The 1,094-nt window shown below is 70.7% G+C and carries 1 protein-coding gene and 1 pseudogene; one reads left to right on the plus strand and one right to left on the minus strand.

Annotation, left to right across the window (positions count from 1 at the left end; all coding sequences use genetic code 11):
* Positions 1-5 precede the first annotated feature (5 nt).
* A pseudogene (locus tag V6V89_RS42045) lies at positions 6-107 on the plus strand (pentapeptide repeat-containing protein); the annotation flags it as partial.
* Positions 108-339: 232 nt separating this feature from the next.
* On the opposite strand, the gene V6V89_RS41430 reads toward V6V89_RS42045, so the two are convergent.
* Entirely contained in the window at positions 340-867 is a 528-nt protein-coding gene (locus tag V6V89_RS41430) for a hypothetical protein (RefSeq protein ID WP_334625223.1), read from the minus strand.
* Positions 868-1,094 lie beyond the last annotated feature (227 nt).

Genomic DNA, 1,094 nt, shown 5'->3' on the forward strand with positions numbered 1-1,094 from the left:
CGGCGCTGCGTGGGGCGGCGCTGCGTGGGGCGGCGCTGCGTGGGGCGGCGCTGCGTGGGGCGGCGCTGCGTGGGGCGGCGCTGCGTGGGGCGGCGCTGCGTGGGGCGGCGCTGCGTGGGGCGGCGCTGCGTGGGGCGGGCCGCGGCGCTTTCCGCGCCGATCAAGGAGATTCCTGTCGATCAAGGGCAAATGCACGTGGTTTTGCGATCGAACCACGTGCATTTGCCCTTGATCGACGCGGGAAGCGGCGTGGCGCGGGTGGCGTGGCGGGGGTGGCGTGGCGGGGGTGGCGCGGGTGGCGTGGCGGGCACCGCACGGCGCGCGCCGTGCGGTGCGGGGTCAGGAGGCGGTGCAGCGGTTGTCGGCCTTGCGCTTGGCGATCGCCGCGTCGGCGCCTGAGGCGTACTCGGCCAGCGTCTCGCCACCCGGGTCGTACTGCCACGTCTTGCCAGACAGTCGCAGCGCGCTGTGCCCGACCGTCTCGCCGTGCCGCCAGGTCAGCTCGACCAGTTCCATGCCCACCGGCTTGACGTCCTGAAGCTGGATCTGCTCGCCCTTGAGGACCGGGCAGGCCTTGTTGACCTTTTCGAAGTCCTGCTTCTTGACTTCCTTCTTGGCGGCATCCGTCCACTGCGCGTACGCGCCGGCCCAGTCACCGCTGGCCAGCAGCGTGAACTGCTTGTTGGCGGTGTCCAGCGCCTCGGCCACGTTGGGGCCGTTCGGCACGGGCGTATTGTCGCCGGCCGGCGCGCTCGCGCCCGGTGCGGTGCCCGGGGGCGCGGGGGTGCCCTGGTCGGGTGCGGTGCCACACGCGGTGGCGAAGAGGACGATCGCCGCACCGATCAGAGCGCCGGTGGTCCAGCGCATGGGGTAACCTCCGTGGGGTATCGACAGTTCTCTCTGGGAGCGTTCCCAGGGAGGCAGTCTGACACCCTCGACGGCCCGGATCAACCCATCGAAAGAGTTAGCTGACGGTTACCCGCAGCGGCCCTCCAGCGCCCCTCGCGGCGCGCGCCGATCAAGGACTTTTCCATCGATCAAGGGCGAATGCACGTGGAAAAGAGATCGAACCACGTGCGTTTGCCCTTGATCGA

The sequence above is a fragment of the Micromonospora sp. CPCC 206061 genome (assembly GCF_036906915.1).
Lineage (GTDB): Bacteria > Actinomycetota > Actinomycetes > Mycobacteriales > Micromonosporaceae > Phytohabitans.

Excerpts from the sequence above, each read along its gene's own strand:
- V6V89_RS41430 (WP_334625223.1), bottom strand. The coding sequence starts at position 867 with ATGCGCTGGACCACCGGCGCTCTGATCGGTGCGGCGATCGTCCTCTTC.